Origin of the sequence: Marinobacter salinexigens, assembly GCF_008370345.1 — a bacterium.
Taxonomy (GTDB): Bacteria; Pseudomonadota; Gammaproteobacteria; order Pseudomonadales; family Oleiphilaceae; genus Marinobacter; species Marinobacter salinexigens.
Genome location: NZ_VTUU01000006.1, coordinates 145,185 through 163,530 on the forward strand (window position 1 = coordinate 145,185; position 18,346 = coordinate 163,530).

Sequence of the window (18,346 nt, forward strand, 5' to 3'; positions counted from 1 at the left end):
CCGTACTGTCCCATTCCCGCTGCTTTTCTTGAGCTGCATCAAGAGTTGCTTTCAGCCAATACTGCCGGCTAGGGATTCTTGCGCCAAGTCAAGTTTCCGAATCCCAGAGTCATTAACCTTTAGCCATCAACGATTCTGGTGAAGGAGATGACCATGTCCCGTAAATTCAAACTTTGTGCCCTGGCTGCTGGCCTGCTTGCAGCTGCCCCACTTGCCCAGGCTTTTGAAGGTGGCGATTTCATTCTGCGCGCAGGCGTGGTTAACGTAACACCTGACGATTCCAGCGATTCCATTACTGTTGGCGGCGCACCTCTGCTGGGCGCAGGGACCAATGCCCAGGTAACTGTTGATGACGACAACCAGTTGGGCCTTCGTGCCACCTATATGCTGACCGATCACTTCGGTATCGGCGTACTGGGCGCAACCCCATTCAAGCACGACATTAACGGTGGCGGAGACATCCCCAGCAACCTGAAGCTGGCTGAAACCAAGCACCTGCCTCCGACACTGACGTTGCAGTACTACCCGCTGAACAGCAATTCGGCCTTCCAGCCATTTGCAGGCGTGGGCGTGAACTACACCATCTTCTTTGAAGAGAAAACCACCAGCACACTGGACGGCGCCCTCGGCGTAGGCTCAAGCGAGCTGGAACTGGATGACAGTGTTGGCCTGGCTCTGGAGGCGGGTTTTGACTACATGCTGAACGATAATTTCGGCCTGAACGCTGCAATCTGGTGGGCTGACATCAATACCGACGCCAGCGTTAAAGTCTATGACGGTGCAGGCAATTTCGTGGCCGAAACCGACGAGTTTGAAGTCGAACTCGACCCGATGGTCTACATGGTCGGTTTCACCTACAAGTTCTGATCCCCGTGCTTTCGGTAGCCTATGGTCTGTGGGCTACCGGAGGTGCGTTCTCCTGTGCGGGGCTTCGGCCTCGCTTTTTTTGTGCCTGAGTAACGGCAATCCGCCTCCATCGATCCCGCGTTTAACACTCCCCCACTGTTCCGATTGCCCGTCACAAATGATAATATAACTCATTTACTACGGCACTAAATTACCATCTTATGCATCCCAACCATGATCGGGGCTTCCGTTCCGGCATCTGTCACCCCGCTGTTCTTTTCCTGCTAAGCCTGGTCCCCGGCCTGCTTGCTATGCCTGCTCAAGCCAATCCGGACAGCTACAGAGTTGTCCACCACGCTCAGGGCCAGACCCGGATTTACGGCACACCACAGCGGGTGGTAACTCTGTTTCAGGGCGCCAATGATACGGCCATAGCTCTGGGCGTAACGCCGGTCGGAGTCGTGGATGCCTGGGCGCAAGGTGCCAACTATGACTATCTGGACAATGCCCTGGCTGGCGTCCCTCATGTGGGCCTTGAAACACAGCCCAATCTGGAAGCCATTGCACTGCTGCAACCGGATCTGATCATCTCGTCAAAGCGTCGCCACGAACGCATCTACAAACAACTATCAAGTATTGCCCCCACGGTATCTCTGAGCACCGTGTTTGACGTTCACGAGACACTGGCCCTGATGGGACAGGCTCTTAACCGGGAAACACAGGCTGTTGAGCTCTGGAACCATTGGGAAGAACGCCTGGAGACCTTCAGGGAGAAGGCCACCAGAAAAACGGGGCAGCCATGGCCAGTGTCAGCAACGATCCTTAATTTCCGCGCAGACCACACCCGCCTTTACCTGAACGAAAGCTACGCCGGAGCAGTACTGCACAGTCTGGGGTTCAGTCGTCCACCTGCCCTGCCAGAGGATCAGTGGGTACTGAAACTCACCACACGGGAAAGCATCCCAATCATGGATGCCGACATCATCTTCTACTTCATGAAGGACAGTCCGGCCGTGATGGACAACGTCCGGGCATGGACCGGCCATCCTCTCTGGCACCGTCTTGATGCCGTCAGGAATGGCCAGGTTTACCCTGTGGACCGTGTCGACTGGAGCCTCGCCGGCGGGATTCTCAGCGCAAACCGGATGCTGGATCAACTGTTCGATCATTTCGCGATGGACGAGCTTCCGTGACAACATCAGCAGCGTTCTCCGGCGCCATATCCAACCCGACGGGATATCAGAACCCGATCAGAAAGCTCATCCTCGGGCTCGTTCTGCTGGCAATGACCTTTTGCGCCAGCCTGGCTTTTGGCCAGACATCCGTTCCTGGCGACACCTTATTTGCAGCACTTTTCCACTTCGACGCAACCAACACCCAGCACCTGATCGTTACCGGCTCACGATTCCCCCGGGCCATCACCGCAACGCTGGTGGGCGCCGCACTGGCCGTTGCCGGCGCTCTGATGCAAGCGTTGACCCGTAATCCCCTGGCCTCACCCGCCATTCTCGGCGTGAATGCCGGGGCCGTGTTCGCTATTGTGTGCGTCAGCACGCTGTTGGTGACCTCATCCATGACCCTGTTACTGTGGGTTGGCCTGGCAGGCGCCGCGGCGGCAGCCGTTCTCGTCTACAGCCTTGGATCCGCCGGAGGAGGAGGTCCGACACCGGTCAGGCTGGTATTGGCAGGAGCTGCTATTACCGCGCTATTTGTATCGTTCACCCAGGCACTGCTCGTTACCAATCAGGAAGGTTTGGATAGTGTTCTGTTCTGGCTCGCCGGATCAGTTTCCGGGCGCCCCCTCGACATGGTGTTACCTACGCTTCCCCTGATACTGCCGGCTCTCATGATCAGCGTATTGCTCGGACGCCAGATCAACCTCCTTATGTCCGGTGACGACATCGCAAAAGGCCTCGGCCAGAATGTGGTACGCCTGAAAGCTTTGCTTGGTCTGCTGGTCGTGTGCCTGGCTGGCAGCGCGGTGGCCCTTGCCGGGAGCGTCGGCTTTGTCGGCCTGATCGTGCCGCATATGGTTCGGGGCTGGTTCGGCCGCGATCACCGCTGGGTCATCCCGGGCTCGGCACTCGTGGGTGCAATCCTGCTATTGGCCGCCGATACCCTGGCCCGGTTCATCATCATGCCCCAGGAGATTCCTGTTGGCGTCATGACAGCCCTGATTGGCACACCCTTTTTTATCGTCCTGTGCCGACGGGGGCTGAGCCGTGGATAAACGTTCCAGATTAAGCGTCGGCCCTGTATCTGTGGCGATATCCCCCCAGTCCCTGATGGTTACCGGGCTGATATTTATAGCCTGCTCAGCCCTGGTCCTGCTCGCGCTGAGTATCGGCTCCGTGGACATCCCACCTGCCACCGTGATCCGGTCATTACTCGGCACCGAAAATGGTCCGGAAGCCTTTGTGATCGAGGTGCTCCGCCTACCCCGCATTGTCATGGGATTTCTGGTGGGCGCTGCTCTGGGCGTTTCAGGTCTGATCCTGCAGTCAGTGGTACGAAACCCACTGGCCTCACCGGACATTATTGGTATCAGCGGTGGTGCGTCAGTCGCGGCCGTGGCTTTCCTTTCGTTCCTTGCACCCAGCGTTGGCAGCCACTGGCTGCCGGTGATGGCAATTGCCGGTGCCATGATCGCAGCAGCAATCATCTATCTGCTTGCCTGGCAACAAGGTGTCACACCTGCCCGTCTGGTGCTGATCGGCATCGGCCTGTCTGCGGCCATGGGTGCCGCAACCACTCTGATGATTACACTCAGCCCGATCACCACCACGATGACCGCCTACATCTGGCTGACGGGCAGCATTTACGGCAGCGATTGGGACGACGTGAGCGCCTTCCTGCCCTGGATGGCGGCTCTCCTGCCGCTCGCACTGGCCAGCGGCCGCACCATCGATCTCCAGGAGTTTGGCGACACCCTGGCAACCGGCCTTGGTCTCGCAGTACAGAGAAATCGCCTGCTGTTGCTGTTCCTGAGCGTTGCACTGGCCGGGTCAGCAGTGGCCTATGCCGGAGCCATTGGCTTTGTTGGGCTTATTGCACCGCATATTGCCCGTAAACTGGTGACCCGGCATTTCACTGCTCTCGCTCCCGTTGCGGCCATGATCGGTGGCGCTCTGGTCGTCGCTGCGGATCTGATTGGCCGCACCTTGTTCGACCCACTCGATCTGCCAGCGGGCGTATTCGTTTCTGCTGTTGGCGCACCGTTCTTTATCTATCTGCTGTTCCGCCAGCGTTACTGATCAGGAGTCCTCATGTTAACCGAGACACCACCACTTGAAAGCCGATCACTCTGCCTCGGATATGATGAACGTCTGGTTATCGAGAATCTGGACCTCCGTATTCCACCAGGGCTGGTTACCGTGCTCGTCGGAGGTAATGGCTGCGGAAAATCCACACTACTGAAATCCTTTGCCCGCCTCCTAAAACCCCAGAGCGGCTCCGTATTACTGGATGGACGAGACATCCAGCAACGGCCAACCAAAGATGTCGCCCAACGGCTGGCGATCCTGCCACAGGGGCCTGTCGCGCCTGAAGGGCTTACCGTGCACCAACTGGTTCGCCAGGGCCGTTATCCTCACCAACGCTGGCTTCAGTCCTGGACGCAGGACGATGAAGAACAGGTCAATCAGGCACTTCAGGACACCGATCTGCATGCGCTGGCCCATGCACCGGTGGATTCCCTCTCTGGCGGGCAACGACAGCGCGCCTGGATTGCCATGACCCTGGCCCAGGACACCGACGTGTTGCTGCTGGACGAACCTACGACCTATCTCGACCTTACTCACCAGATCGATGTGCTCGACCTGCTGGCCAATCTCAATCAGAGAAGACGCAAAACCATCGTCATGGTCTTGCACGATCTCAATCTTGCCTGCCGCTATGCTCACCATATCGTCGCGGTACGGCAAGGCCGCGTGCACGCCGAAGGCGATCCGGAAACGGTCGTCACTGAGCAGCTGGTGCAGGAAGTGTTCGACCTCGGCTGCCGAATTATCCGCGACCCTCTGTTTGATACCCCACTCTGTATACCGTATGGAAAAGACAGCAAATTAGCCCGTTCTGGAGGCAGCAGTGCGGATTGCGCTTGATCGCCATCAGAGAGAAGAGCTGGAGGAAAACTGCCTGCTCATCGAAGCCAGGCATCGGGACAAAGCCTTTTCAATGCCCGCGAAGGCGTTGCTGGCTCCGGACAGCTGCCTCGAACTACTGGACCGACTGGGTCCGGTGCTGGGCTCTTCCAGCAGGCACATCACGGCTTCCCTTCTCGCCAAACGGCTCGCCTTCCTGACAACAGGATCGGCGCTTTACGCGATGTCGGCCATGGATCGGGGCCTGGATCTGTCGGTCGATAACGTCTTCGTGGAATTCCGCCACGAAAATGCCCTGTGGCGCTCAAGGATGCCCCTGGTTACAACCACAGCCACCTGTCCCCGAGATGGAGCCCGTCAGGAATGGCGGGACGAGGTCATCCGCAATCTGTTTGCAAATGGCCTTGCTCCAATCATCAACAGCCTGAATTCAGTTGCCCGAACTCCGGTCAGCGTGCTGTGGGAAAATGTGGCTGTCAGGGCGTATTCACTCTATGAAAAACGCCTGGCCACGGAACGACACTTGAGCCATCGCACACAGATCACCGATGATTTTCATTACCTGGTTAACGACGCCCCCGCCCGCCTGTTCGGAACCAGAGACAACCCGCTACAACGCTACTTCCTGACCCGGCAGACCTGCTGCTCTGATTCCCCCCGCATCCGAAAAACCTGTTGTTATTACTACCGCGCCAGCGATCCTGTCGAATTCTGCAGCACCTGCCCACTCCCCAGGGCCATTCAATCCAGGTAATTCCCCTACCGCCCTACAAACCAAAAATGACAAACATTACCTTTTGTAAATGAGTGTTATTTGCATTAAACTTGCGGCGATTTCTGACCCCAACAACATAACCAACAGGATGTAACCATGGCATTGAGTCCAGTCCAGCGTGGCGTCGCATGGCTTTCTCTGTCCGTCGCCGCGGCTTCAACCCAGGCCAATACCCCCACTTCACTTGACGAACTGGTGGTCACTTCCAGCCGCTCCGGCACCCAACTTTCGGATTCTCCCCAAGTGGTCACGGTGATCACCCGTGAACAGATCGAACAGCAGCTGAAGCTGGCGTCAGACTCATCCAGAGCACTGGCCAACCTGCTGCCAGCTTACACACCCAACCGGGAGAAGATGACGGGGTCAGGAGAGACCTTCCGCGGTCGTAAGGCGTTGTTTCTCATTGATGGCGTACCTCAGTCCAACCCGCTCCGAAGCACCGGCAGGGCTGCCCACACGATTGACCTCGCCATGGTAGAGCGCATCGAAGTCATCCACGGTGCCAATGCCATTCACGGTCTCGGCGCAACAGGCGGCATCATCAATTTCATTACTCGCCGGCCAGACAGTGACCGCGTCAGCCAACATGCCAGCATCCAGGCAACAGCGCCGACCGACGATGCAGATTCCGATACTCTGGGCTACAAACTCAATTACCGGGTGGAAGGCACACAGAACGACTTTGAGTACCTTGTGGGGGCCACATGGGAAGAACAAGGCGTGTACACAGACGCCAACGGCGACCTGGTGGGTGTGGATAACACTCAGGGTGACCTGATGAACTCCCGTGGCTACGACGTGTTCGCCAAGCTGGGCTACTGGATTGATAACGACCAGAATGTGGAATTCGAGATTAATCGCTTCGAGGTCCGCGGGAAACAGGACTATGTCAGCGTGGATGGTGACAGAGAAAACGGGGTACCCACCACATCGGCCAAGGGCGAGCCAGCCGGTAAAGCTCCTCGCAATCAGGTGCTCACCACCAGCCTCAAATATCAGCATGACGATCTCTACGGCATGGTCTTTAACGCCCAGGCCTACAACCAGCAGTTTGAAGGTCGTTTTGGAGCGGTGCTGACCTCAACGTTCCAGGATCCGGCCATTGCTCCGGACGGTACCCTCTACGACCAGTCCCAAGCCGAGTCTGACAAGACCGGGGCCAAGTTTACCCTCACCAAGGCGGGGCTTCTGGACGATCACCTGAAGCTGACCGGTGGCCTGGATCTGCTCAAGGACACCACAGCACAAACTCTGGTACTGACCAACCGCTACTGGGTGCCGGAAACGGATTTCATTAACTATGCGCCTTTCCTGCAGGCGGAAGTTAAAGCCCTGGATAATCTGATCCTGAATGCCGGTGTTCGTCATGAAGTGGCGAAGCTGGACGTAGACACTTTCCAGACCGTCGCATCCGCAAATGGCGTAACTGTTGATGGAGGTAGTCCGGACTTCGACGAAACCCTGTTTAACGCTGGCCTTGTCTACAAGCCCCTGAACTGGCTCAGCCTGTTTGCCAACTACTCAGAAGGGTTTGGAATGGCAGATGTGGGCCGGGTGCTGAGGGGAATCAATCAGCCGGATCAGGACGTAGATGATTTTCTGGACCTGCAACCGGTCGTAACAGAAAACCGGGAAATCGGTTTCCGGATCAACTACGCGCCAGTGGATTTTGAGTTCAGCTACTACCAGTCTGACTCGGACCTGGGTTCCCGACTCACCATGATTGACGGCACCTACTTCGTACAAAGACAGAAAACGGAAATCGACGGTTTTGAAGCCACCCTGGGTGCAGACTTTAACGACCAGCACCGTGGTGAACTGGCTTACTCACGTAAAAATGGAAAGTATGACAGTGACGAAGATGGCCGCGTCGACAGTAAACTCGATGGTCTCAACATCCCCCCCAACAGGCTGACCGCGAATTGGCAGGCCCGTTGGAACGAGCGGCTTACATCCCTGGTTCAGGCGAGCCACGCCTTCGACCGGACCTTTGATGACCCCCAGAAGGAATTCCACGGTTACACCCTGGTTGATGCATCAATCGGGTACAGACTATCCGTGGGAGAGCTAAGCCTGGCTGTCGCCAACCTGTTCAACGAGGACTACTTTACCTACTACTCCCAGAGCGCTCAGGTAAACGACACCCGTTACTTCAAGGGCCGCGGACGCACCATGACGGTGGGTTACGCACTGGATTTCTGATGCCACTCTGAAACGGGGCCCAAGGCCCCGTTTTGCTTTTCCCGGTTACGGAACAGAGAAGGCAGGTATCCGATGTGAACTGCTCATCAAAGGCCAGGTGGTGGGAAGTAAGGCGTTCGTTCCGGCCAGCTAAGGTTAACGGCGCCGTTCAGGCAAACAGAAGCCAGCCAGGAATCAGGCTGGCGTTGTAGGTACAGTGCAGGATAAGACTGGGGACAAGGGACCCATGGCGGTCCCGAAAGTAACCGAAGACAAGGCCGGGAATGAGGACAAACCAGGCCATCAGATCGTTCCGGTAAATCAGATGCCAGGCCAGGAAGGCGATGGCCGCCAGGAGATTAGCGTAGGATACGCCCGCCAACTGTCTGCGCGCGAAACGGAAACCTCGCAAGTAGCCTTGCAGCACACCACGAAAAGCGAGTTCTTCGATCAACGGATACCAGATCACCAGGGAAACAAACGCCAGCAGGCTGATGCTTCCTCCAACCTGTTCAGCAGTCATCGCCCCGAGAGCCACACTGATTCCGCAACCGACCACCAGAGCAGCCAGGAATACGTAATCCCGGAGCAGTCGCCGGGGAGCGACCAGCCCCAGTTGGGCTCTCAGAGATCCGCTGTCATCCATTCAGGGTCAGTATCCCGGGTGTGATCCATTCCCGGAATACTATGGGAACTGACAGCCAGAAGTCACGCGCTCTGGCGACGTGCCCCACTCCGCTGCTGGCCACCGGCACGGCCGCGACCGCTGCTATTGCTGCGACCACCCGGCTGGGCAGCGTTACCTGGCTTGCCGTTGCCACTGCGACCTTGCCCCGGCTTCCCACCGTTACTGCCACGCCCGCCATTACGGTTTCTTGCCTTGCTCGGGTCGGCCTTGGCCTTCGGTTTCAGCGGCAGGTTGTTCTTCGGCTCGAAACCTTCGATTTCCTTGCGCGGAAGCTGCTTTTTGATCAGCTTCTCGATGCCGGCCAGCAATTTGCCTTCATCCGCAGAGACCAGGGACAGGGCATGACCGCGCTCACCGGCACGACCGGTACGACCGATACGATGCACATAGTCTTCCGGCACATTCGGCAACTCGAAGTTAACGACTTGCGGCAATTGTTTGATGTCCAGACCACGGGCAGCGATATCCGTCGCTACCAGAACCCGGACTTCGCCAGCCTTGAAGTTGGCCAGCGCCCGAGTGCGGGCACCCTGGGATTTGTTGCCGTGAATGGCTGCTGCGGAAATACCATCCTTTTCCAGTTTCTGGGTCAGGCGGTTGGCACCATGCTTGGTGCGGGTAAACACCAGAACCTGTTCCCAACTGTTATCCCGTACAAGCTTGCTGAGCAGCGCACTCTTCTGGCTCTGATCGACGGGATACACCGACTGTTTCACGGTTTCTGCCGTGGTATTGCGAGCTGCAACTTCCACCTGCACCGGGTTGTTCAACAAGCCCTGTGCCAGCCTGCGGATGTCGCTGGAGAAGGTCGCGGAGAACAGCAGGTTCTGACGCTGCGCAGGCAGCAGGTCGAGCACCTTGCGGATATCGCGGATAAAGCCCATATCAAGCATACGGTCAGCTTCATCCAGCACCAGAATCTCGACTTCATTGAAGCGAACAGCGTTCTGCTGATACAGGTCAAGCAGGCGTCCCGGTGTAGCCACCAGCACGTCCAGACCCTTGCGCAGCTTCATCATCTGCGGATTGATTTTTACACCGCCGAAGACCACCGCGGATTTGGTCGGGATGTACCGGCTGTATAGGTTCACACTGTCGTGAACCTGGGCAGCCAACTCACGGGTCGGCGCCAGAATCAGAGCTCTTGGGCCCTTGCCCTGGCGGGGGTTGTCAGCCAGTCGCTGCAACAATGGCAGGGTGAAGCCCGCGGTCTTGCCGGTGCCGGTTTGAGCGGCCGCCATCACGTCCTTACCGGACAGTACAGCGGGAATCGCCTGTTGCTGAATAGGAGATGGGGTTTCATAACCCTGATCGCTGGTTGCACGCACCAACTGCTCGGACAAACCGAGGGAAGAAAAACTCATATAGGATCAACTCTTGATTGTTCTGCCTCCACGAACACCTCGTCGGGCGAATGCGGGCAGATGCCATGGCAATTCATGGACTAAAAAGACGACTACGGTCACACGCCGTTAACGGGGTGACGTCCTCTGACAGGTCGTATGGATGGTTCGCAAGGGCGTAAATTGCCGAATTTGCGGAATCCCTAGAGGCAGGATGCGGGCACAGTAACAGAGCTCACCGCCTATAGCTATAGGTGTTTATCTTGTGGCCATACAAAATCAGGTCAGCGCCACAGTAAGTCCAGCGCCCAGGCAACTGGCTACGGCGAGGCCCGACAGCGATAGCCGAAGGCTCCAGCGCAGGGAGGCATCTGCGGCCCGATAGCCGGTGAGCCGCTCCATGATCAGGGCATTGGCGGAAAACGGAGTGCCGAATGCGGTAATCCCCCAACCGGTGACCATCGCGATGCCCAGTCCGATCAGGGCAGCCTGTGGCCAGATAGAGCCCAGGATTCCACCTGCCAGTGTGCCAATCACAATCGGGTTAACCCCGAGCAGCCCTGCCAGAAAATAGATCCACGGCACACAGGCAGCGAGAATCGGCCAGGTCCAATCAGGAAAAACCAGAGACTCGGGAATATGACCCAACACCACGCCACTGATAATGGCCCCGATAAACGCCGAGCCACCAACAATCGCGAGCTCGTTACTGACATTTGCCATGTTGACCAGTGGCGGATTGGTCCTGCGGCTCCAGGCCAGTAACCGACCACCGATAACGGCGGCCATGCAGCTCAGAGTGACTGATAGCGCGTAGCTAAGCTCAAAGCGGTGGCTCAGAATGAACACGCCGATACAGATCGCCAGAATCAGGCCCGCAAACCTGGCCCATGTTGCCCCTCCAGCCTGGTCTGTGGGTGCGGAAGGCAATGCCTCGGGTTCATGTTCCCGGAAAGCAAGCCCTGCCATGATCATTGCAATAGAAAACGGAATTGCGAGTGCCAGCAACTGAAAACTACTCAGCCCTGGTAACAAAGTGAGAGTCAGTACCACCGAAATTGAAAGCGGTGAAAACGTGGGAGAAACGCCAAATCCCCGCAATACCGCCCGGGTCGCATTCCGGGTGGATACAGAGTCGCCATCTTGCCGGATTCGCTCGCTGACCAGTCGTCCAACCACAGCCACCGAGCCGAAATTCAGGGGAATGGACACCAGGGAGGTGCCGAAAGCCAGACTGAGGTATCGGGTTACCGGCTTTCCCCCAAACAGACTCGCTGATATGCGTTGCAGATCGCCAGATCGTCCCAGTACAGACGACAACAGCATAACGGACAGCACCAGACCGGCCAGCCGGCTCATATTAGCGACTGCACCGGTAATCAACGAGGGGTCCTGTACGAGGGCATAAAGCAACCCCAGAACGGCAACCGCAAACACCATCCGTGGCACCCATCTCATATCTCTCCAGCCAAGGATCACCGCCAGGCTGACGGCAATAGCACCAACCCACGCCATCCCGGGCAACAAAGAGAATATCGAGGCAAACAGGGCCAGATAAGCGAGAAAGGAACGGAATGGCTGCACTCTGAACTCCAGAAAAAAATCAGTCGCATAATATTAAGGAAGCTACTTAGCTATGTGTATCAGCACTTATCTGGATAGGCCCTGTATTCAATTCCTACATGCATCCAACACCGAAGTCTGCGAGTATTCCTGTAGGTACTCGTACTTACACACGATCAAAGCATGGAGTCAAAATGCGATTCGCGCGTATGTTCAAAGCAGGTTGTCTGGCCCTTCCGTTGTTACTGGTCGGCTGCGGTGAGTCCAATGAAGAGCCGGCCACGATGTCACTGAAGCCGCCTTCTGAAACCGGCATCCTTACGGTTGCCACCCGAAACGGCTCAACCACCTACTATCTGGATCGCCACGAAAACCCCATAGGCCCCGAGCATTCCCTCATCCGGGATTACGCCAACGCCCGGGGCTGGCAGGTTGAATGGACCATGCTTGATTCCACAAAAGCTGTCCTGAACAGCCTTGCCGAGGGTACAACACATCTGGCGGCAGCCGGCCTGACCCACCTTGCCTCACGAGACAATCAATACACCCGCGGGCCGGCGCATACCGAAATCACCGAACAGCTGGTCTGCCATCGTGATGCACGGCCACTGCCACGAACACCGGAAGACATTGCCGGCACTGACATCGTCATTACCGCCGGGTCCAGTTACGCAGAGACGCTGGGCAAGATGGCTGAGCAATTCCCCGGGATAACGTTTACTGAAGACAGCAACCGAACGACAGAGATTATCCTCTCGGAGGTTGCCGAAAAGAACATCGGCTGTACCGTCGCCGATTCCAACATTGTTCAGGTGATGCGCCGCCACTTCCCCCATCTGGAAGTCGCCATGTCACTGACCGATGGCCGGAACATTGGCTGGTATCTGCCCGCCGGTTCAGAAACCCTGGCCTCGGATGCCCATGAATGGATGAACAGTGGTGAAGGCGACGAAGCGATAGCCCGGATGGAAAATCGCTACTACGCCTACATCGGGGACTTTGATTTCGTTGATCTCAGGGCTCTGAATCGCCGAATTGACGAGCGCTTACCCAACTTCATTGATGAATTCAGGGAAGCCGAGGCAAAGACCGGCATTCCTGCGGATCTGCTTGCAGCGCTGTCTTATCAGGAATCCCACTGGGACCCGGCCGCGGTCTCCCCCACCGGGGTTCGTGGCATTATGATGCTGACCCGCAGCACGGCTGAATCCCTTGGGGTAACCAACCGCCTGGATGCGACCTCCGCGATTGATGGCGGCGCCCGGTACCTGGCGGACCGGCACCGCCGGTTGCCCGACACTATCCCCGAGCCAGACCGTACCTTTCTCGCTCTCGCCAGCTACAACATCGGCAGAGGCCATCTTCTGGATGCCCGCCAGCTGGCCCGGGATCTCGGTAAGAACCCGGATTCCTGGGAAGACATGGCAGAGGTACTGCCACTCAAGGCGGACAAACGCTACTACCCCAGCACCCGCTACGGTTACGCCCGGGGCTACGAACCCGTGCACTACGTGCAAAGAATCCGTAACTATCGGGATGTCATTCGGACAGCATTCCACTAACAAGGCTACCCGGCATTAACTCGCCGGGCAGCCCGGGGCACCGATTAGCCGAACAAGGCCGACCGCAGCGGCTTGAGGAGACCGCGAGCGCTTGGGCGACCGGCATGGGTGCGCCTGTTGTCAAAGATCAGAACGCCATCCTCGATGGGCTCGAAGCGCAGAATTTTCACGTCCTCCAGATAGTTCTGGGACGACTTCCAGGGGCCGTGGGTGCCCTGACGAGGCAGCCGATCTGCTGCACGCTTGATGTATCCCGCATCGAGCGAGCCAAGAATGGTGTCCTCTCCACGGCTATTGCCGGTATCGTTTGCCACCACCGTTCGATAACCGCGCTTGTCCATCAGATTGATCACACGACAGAGGTATTCAGCGGCAATATCCACCTTCAGGGTCCAGGAAATGTTGGTATAGCCAAAGATCATCCCGGCATTGGGCACACCTTCCACCATCACATTTTTGTAGATGATCTTGTCCTTCATCACCACTTCCCGGCCATCGACACTCGGCTTGATACCACCCAGCATCTGCACGTTCAGGCCAGTAGCCGGAATGATGATATCGGCATCCAGCTCTTCACCGGACTTCAACCTGATCCCGGTTTTGGTAAATCTGTCGATATGGTCGGTGGCAATGGAGGCCTTGCCCGACTTCAGAGCCTTGAACAGATCACCGTCCTTCACCACACACAGGCGTTGATCCCAGGGATTGTAGTCCGGGCTGAAGTGGCGCATATCCACTTTGCCGTCCAACTGGTGCTTGATCACTCTCAACAACAGGCGGCGCATGGCCTTCGGGCTCCGGCGCGAACGCTCGTACAGCAACCGTGAGATGGAAATGTTGCGGGCACGGGTAAGTTTGTAGGCCAGTTTCTCCGGTAGTACCTTCTGCAGAGCCAGCGTTACCTTGTCGACCGATGGCAGGGGCATCAGGTAGGTAGGTGAACGCTGAAGCATCGTCACATGCCCTGCCTTCTCAGCCATGGTCGGTACCAGCGTTACGGCCGTTGCTCCACTGCCGATAACCACCACTTTCTTGCCACTGTAGTCCAGATCCTCCGGCCAGTGCTGAGGATGCACAACCTGGCCCTGAAACTCACTTTCCCCCGGGAAGTCCGGTTTGTAGCCCTGGTCATAGTTGTAGTAACCGGTGCAGCCAATCATGAAATTAGCAGTGTAGTGTTCGGCCTCACCGGTGGCTTCATTTTGAGCCGTCACTTTCCAGCACCTGTCGACACTGGACCAGTCCGCGCTCTGCACCGCCAGACCGTAGCGGATTTGTTTGTCTACACCGTATTCCCGGGCCGTGTTTGCCACGTATTCCTTGATCGAGGCGCCATCCGCCAGCACTTTACCCCCGGTCCAGGGACGGAAGTTATAGCCAAAGGTAAACATATCCGAATCGGAGCGTATGCCCGGATAGCGGAACAGGTCCCAGGTACCGCCGAGAGACTGTCGGCGCTCCAGAATCGCAAAGCTCTTACCCGGGCATTCTCGGGTCAGGTGGCAACCCACACCGATTCCGGAAACCCCGGCACCGATAATCAGTACATCGAAATGTTGTTGGTTCATGGCATTGGTCCCACGTGTATTGTTATGGATAGACCAACGTTAGCTATTTGCCAGAGACGGGGAATTGGCCTGATACCCGGGGATTCTCCGTTCTGTCGGTCAGTTGGTTCGATTGAGCCACGCTCCGGCGTGTGCGACAGTGACCGGAATCTACCAGTAAGGAGCATCCTGGCCATGAAAACCGTGTTCTCTCCCCTCCATAGTCGTCGTCAGGTTAAAACCGAGCTGGATGGCGGCCTGCTGATCGAACCCCATGAGAAACCGTCCCGGGCGGAAACGATCCTGGCCCGGGTGAAAGACCAGGCACTCGGGGACATTGTGGAGCCGGAGGAATTCGGGCTGGAGCCAGTTAAGCGTGTCCACACCGATGACTACGTGAGCTTCCTGGAAACCTGCTGGCAAGACTGGGTCGCCGAAGGCAAACCCGGCGAAGCGATTCCCGCCGTGTGGGCAGGCCGGGGTATGCGCCACCGGATTCCAAAAGATATTGATGGTCGTCTTGGCTACTACAGCTTTGCTGCAGAAACGTCGATTTCAGACGGAACCTGGGAAGCAGCACGGGCATCAGCCAATGTCGCCCTGACCGCGCAAAAGCTTGTCACCAGTGGTGAGCGGGCTGCATTCGCCCTGTGCCGGCCTCCCGGGCATCATGCCCATGCTGACCTCTTCGGAGGCTACTGTTTCTTCAACAACGCCGCCATCACAGCCCAGGCGTTCCGTGACCAGGGCTGCGAGAAAGTCGCCGTCCTCGACGTGGATTTCCATCACGGCAATGGCACCCAGGCCATTTTCTATGACCGCAGCGATGTTCTGACCATCAGCCTCCACGGCGACCCGGATCTGGTATTCCCCCACTTCCTGGGATTCGAGGATGAAACCGGCGAAGGTCAAGGAGAGGGCTTCAACCTCAATATCGTGTACCCGCCGAAAACCCCCTACAGCGTCTGGAGTGAAGGTCTGGAACGGGCTTGCCAGCGCATTGCAGAGTTCAAACCCGATGCTCTCGTCGTTGCCCTCGGGGTCGACACTTTCGAAGACGACCCGATTTCCTTCTTCAAACTCAAGTCCGAGGACTATCTGTCGCTAGGCAAACGCCTGGAACAACTTGGACTGCCCACCGTGTTCACCATGGAAGGCGGCTACGACGTGGACGCGATTGGCGTCAATGCAGTGAATGTGATGCAGGGATTTGAGGGCAAAGCCTGAGCGATTCGGACAATCGCGGTGAACTGTCCGGCCATTGCTAGTAGGTTGCTAATTGGCGACTATCGATTCAACAATGTCAAAACCGGATACGAGACATGGAACACTACCTGCGACCCACGGCTTTTTTCGACTACGACAATCCGGCCGTCACCGCCTGGATCGACCAGCAACTGACAGGCGTGAACGAAGACCCGATGGCGCAGATCCAGGCGCTCTATCTCGCAGTGCGTGACAGCATCACGTACAACCCCTATGTGTTCCAGACCGACCCCCGCACACTCTCTGCGAGTTTTGCTCTGGAATGCGGTGAAACCTACTGCATTCCCAAAGCCGTATTGCTGGGCGCAGCCGCGCGTTACCTGGGCATTCCCAGCCGTCTGGGGCTTGCAGATGTGCGTAACCACCTTTCAAGCCCGAAGCTGATTGAATGGCTGCAGTCGGACATCTTCCGCATGCACGGATTTATCGAACTGTATCTGAACGGGCAATGGGTCAAGGCTACGCCAGCGTTCAATCGCCAGCTCTGTGAAATGATGAACGTGGAGCCCCTGGCGTTCGATGGCGTGAATGACTCTGTTTTCCAGGAATTCACCGAAGACGGCAAAGCCCACATGGAATACATCAACGACCACGGTGTGTTTGATGACGTGCCGCACGACTTTATCGTGGAAGGGGTGCGTTCCGCGTACAGCCATTTATTCAACGACCTTGAAGTGGTCGACGAGCATCACGGAAGCCTCGAACAGGACATGGGCCGCCACTAACGCGTTAAATACAAAAAAAACCGGTGACCCGCATCCTGCGGGCACCGGTTTGGGGATCAGCCTGGCTATCCTGGCTGTATGCGCTTACTCCGCAGAGTTACGGATCAGGAAGTCAAAAGCACTCAACGCTGCTTTGGAGCCTTCACCCATGGAAATCACAATCTGCTTGTAAGGTACGGTGGTCGCATCACCCGCCGCGAACACACCCGGTATGGACGTTTCGTTGCGGTCGTTAACAATGATTTCACCGTGCTGGCTCAGTTCAATATCGCCTTTCAGCCATTCCGTGTTCGGCACCAGTCCGATCTGGACAAACACGCCTTCCAGCTCAACGTGATGTGCTTCTCCACTATTGCGATCGGTGTAGGACAGACCATTCACCTTGCCGTTCTCACCGGTAATTTCGGTGGTCTGGCCGGAAGTGATAATGTCCACATTCGGCAGACTGCGCAGTTTCTTCTGCAGCACTTCATCCGCACGCATCTCGGCACCAAATTCGACCAGAGTTACGTGGCCGACAATACCGGCCAGATCAATCGCTGCTTCCACACCGGAGTTACCACCACCGATCACCGCTACGCGCTTACCTTTGAACAGCGGGCCATCGCAGTGCGGGCAATACGCCACGCCCTTGTTGCGGTATTCATCCTCACCCGGAACTCCCAACTGACGCCAGCGGGCACCGGTGGACAGAATCACGGTACGGGACTTCAGTGAAGCACCATTGGCAAGGCGCACTTCGTGCAAACCGCCGGGCTGGGCTGCCGGGATCAGCTTCTCGGCACGCTGCATGTTCATGATATCCACGTCGTACTCATTGACGTGTTGTTCCATAGCCGCGACCAGCTTCGGGCCTTCTGTGTAAGGCACGGAAATCAGGTTCTCGATGCCCATGGTGTCGCTGACCTGGCCACCAAAGCGCTCAGCCGCGATGCCGGTTGCAATCCCCTTCCGGGCCGCATAGATGGACGCCGCAGAACCAGCCGGGCCACCACCGATGACCAATACCTCGAAAGCGTCCTTCTGGTTGATCTTCTCGGCCTCTTTCTCATCAGACTTGCTGTCCAGCTTGGCCACAATCTCTTCAAGCGTCATACGGCCCTGGCCCCAGGACTCACCATTCAGGTAAACACTCGGTACCGCCATGACTTCACGCTTCTCGACTTCGTCCTGGAACAGGGCACCGTCGATGGAGGTGTTCTTGATCTTCGGGTTAAGCACGCTCATCAGGTTCAAAGCCTGAACCACATCCGGGCAGTTCTGACAGGACAGGGAGAAATACGTCTCGAACTCATATTCACCGTCCAGATCCTTGATCTGTTCGATCAGATCCTGGGACTCCTTGGACGGATGACCACCCACCTGCAGCAGGGCCAGTACCAGCGAGGTGAACTCGTGGCCCATGGGGATACCGGCGAAACGGACACCGATGTCAGTACCCACGCGGTTGATGGCAAAAGAAGGACGACGAACGTCAGCCGATTCTTCGGTGCGAAGACTGATCTTCTCAGACATCGGCTCCAGTTCTTCCAGAAGTTCCTTCAGTTCCTGAGACTTCGGGCTGTCGTCATAAGCGGCAACCAGTTCAATCGGCTGCTGCAGCTTGTCCATGTAGGCAGTCAGTTGTTGCTTGATGTTTGCGTCCAGCATCGGCGTTTCCTCTTGGAATCTCTGAAGTTCTGAGTTCAGAACGTGATTAACTGTTGATGGGAGTAAGATACGGGTCGGCTAGCCTGCTCTCAAATTA

General features: G+C 57.0%; 15 protein-coding genes. 10 read left to right on the top strand and 5 right to left on the bottom strand.

Annotation, left to right across the window (positions count from 1 at the left end; genetic code table 11):
• The first annotated feature begins 153 nt into the window (after positions 1-153).
• From FWJ25_RS13470 to FWJ25_RS13500, 7 genes are all read left to right on the top strand, one after another.
• Positions 154-867 (top strand): OmpW/AlkL family protein, encoded by a 714-nt coding sequence (locus tag FWJ25_RS13470; protein WP_149600778.1) that lies wholly within the window; start codon positions 154-156, stop codon positions 865-867.
• Positions 868-1,157: 290 nt separating this feature from the next.
• Positions 1,158-2,039 carry an ABC transporter substrate-binding protein gene (locus FWJ25_RS13475; protein ID WP_149600779.1) on the top strand — a complete coding sequence of 294 codons (882 nt, stop codon included), beginning with the start codon at positions 1,158-1,160 and terminating at the stop codon, positions 2,037-2,039.
• Positions 2,040-2,131: 92 nt separating this feature from the next.
• The gene (locus FWJ25_RS13480) at positions 2,132-3,076 is read left to right on the top strand and encodes a FecCD family ABC transporter permease (protein ID WP_149600861.1); all 945 of its coding nucleotides are present in this window, start codon (positions 2,132-2,134) and stop codon (positions 3,074-3,076) included.
• Positions 3,069-4,100, top strand: a complete 1,032-nt coding sequence (locus FWJ25_RS13485; protein WP_246166828.1) for a FecCD family ABC transporter permease — start codon at positions 3,069-3,071, stop codon at positions 4,098-4,100. Before FWJ25_RS13480 ends, FWJ25_RS13485 begins: the two co-directional genes overlap by 8 nt.
• Before the next feature lie 12 nt (positions 4,101-4,112).
• Positions 4,113-4,949: an ABC transporter ATP-binding protein gene (locus tag FWJ25_RS13490; RefSeq protein WP_149600780.1), complete on the top strand. Its 837-nt coding sequence runs from the start codon at positions 4,113-4,115 to the stop codon at positions 4,947-4,949.
• Positions 4,933-5,703 carry an IucA/IucC family C-terminal-domain containing protein gene (locus tag FWJ25_RS13495; protein ID WP_149600781.1) on the top strand — a complete coding sequence of 257 codons (771 nt, stop codon included), beginning with the start codon at positions 4,933-4,935 and terminating at the stop codon, positions 5,701-5,703. The genes FWJ25_RS13490 and FWJ25_RS13495 overlap by 17 nt, the downstream gene beginning before the upstream one ends.
• Positions 5,704-5,820: 117 nt before the next feature.
• Positions 5,821-7,926: a TonB-dependent receptor gene (locus FWJ25_RS13500; RefSeq protein WP_149600782.1), complete on the top strand. Its 2,106-nt coding sequence runs from the start codon at positions 5,821-5,823 to the stop codon at positions 7,924-7,926.
• Positions 7,927-8,074: 148 nt separating this feature from the next.
• Here FWJ25_RS13500 and mrtJ read toward each other — a convergent pair whose 3' ends face one another.
• The 3 genes from mrtJ to FWJ25_RS13515 form a co-directional block, all read right to left on the bottom strand.
• Complete coding sequence (gene mrtJ / locus FWJ25_RS13505; RefSeq protein ID WP_149600783.1) at positions 8,075-8,551, bottom strand: JDVT-CTERM system glutamic-type intramembrane protease MrtJ; 477 nt, start codon at positions 8,549-8,551, stop codon at positions 8,075-8,077.
• Positions 8,552-8,613: 62 nt separating this feature from the next.
• On the bottom strand, positions 8,614-9,957 hold the full coding sequence (locus FWJ25_RS13510) for a DEAD/DEAH box helicase (RefSeq protein ID WP_149600784.1): 1,344 nt from the start codon (positions 9,955-9,957) through the stop codon (positions 8,614-8,616).
• Between the two features lie 258 nt (positions 9,958-10,215).
• Complete coding sequence (locus FWJ25_RS13515) at positions 10,216-11,520, bottom strand: hypothetical protein (RefSeq protein WP_149600785.1); 1,305 nt, start codon at positions 11,518-11,520, stop codon at positions 10,216-10,218.
• Between the two features lie 173 nt (positions 11,521-11,693).
• Between FWJ25_RS13515 and mltF the strand changes: the two genes are divergently transcribed.
• Positions 11,694-13,061, top strand: a complete 1,368-nt coding sequence (gene mltF, locus FWJ25_RS13520; RefSeq protein WP_246166830.1) for a membrane-bound lytic murein transglycosylase MltF — start codon at positions 11,694-11,696, stop codon at positions 13,059-13,061.
• Positions 13,062-13,105: 44 nt separating this feature from the next.
• On the opposite strand, the gene FWJ25_RS13525 is transcribed toward mltF, so the two are convergent.
• Positions 13,106-14,629, bottom strand: coding sequence for a flavin-containing monooxygenase (locus FWJ25_RS13525; RefSeq protein WP_149600786.1), 1,524 nt, complete (start codon positions 14,627-14,629; stop codon positions 13,106-13,108).
• Between the two features lie 174 nt (positions 14,630-14,803).
• Between FWJ25_RS13525 and FWJ25_RS13530 the strand changes: the two genes are divergently transcribed.
• Complete coding sequence (locus FWJ25_RS13530; protein ID WP_149600787.1) at positions 14,804-15,835, top strand: histone deacetylase family protein; 1,032 nt, start codon at positions 14,804-14,806, stop codon at positions 15,833-15,835.
• A gap of 95 nt (positions 15,836-15,930) precedes the next feature.
• Positions 15,931-16,599 (top strand): transglutaminase-like domain-containing protein, encoded by a 669-nt coding sequence (locus tag FWJ25_RS13535; RefSeq protein WP_149600788.1) that lies wholly within the window; start codon positions 15,931-15,933, stop codon positions 16,597-16,599.
• Positions 16,600-16,683: 84 nt separating this feature from the next.
• Here the strand turns inward: FWJ25_RS13535 and ahpF are convergent, their stop codons facing one another.
• A complete protein-coding gene (gene ahpF / locus FWJ25_RS13540) occupies positions 16,684-18,249 on the bottom strand; it encodes an alkyl hydroperoxide reductase subunit F (protein WP_149600789.1) in 1,566 nt (521 codons plus the stop codon).
• Positions 18,250-18,346: the final 97 nt, after the last annotated feature.